General features: G+C 71.6%; 1 protein-coding gene. It reads right to left on the reverse strand.

The genetic code is table 11. From position 1 onward, the window contains the following. A partial coding sequence (locus AMS67_RS00240; protein ID WP_156316467.1) for a hypothetical protein occupies positions 1 to 268 on the reverse strand: 268 nt, incomplete at both ends.

Below are 268 nucleotides of genomic sequence, written 5' to 3' on the forward strand. Positions count from 1 at the left end.
ACCCGCACCTGAGCGTGCTCGATCACGTCGGCGCGCAGTTCTCCGTCGACGGTCTTCGCCCCCCGCACCACCAGAGCACGGCCGTTGGCGCCGGGAACGGCGTCGAGCACGTCGACGGTGGTGTCCGCGAGCGGGCGCACGAAGGCCCGCATCGGGGGAAGCGCGAGTTCGGGCCGTGCTTCGACGGCGGTGACGCGCATCACGCCGTCGATCTCGGCGTCGGTTCCGGTGTCGCGAGCCGTGATCGCGATCACGGTCACACCCGGCT

Source organism: Leucobacter japonicus (genome assembly GCF_001273855.1).
Taxonomy (GTDB): domain Bacteria; phylum Actinomycetota; class Actinomycetes; order Actinomycetales; family Microbacteriaceae; genus Leucobacter; species Leucobacter japonicus.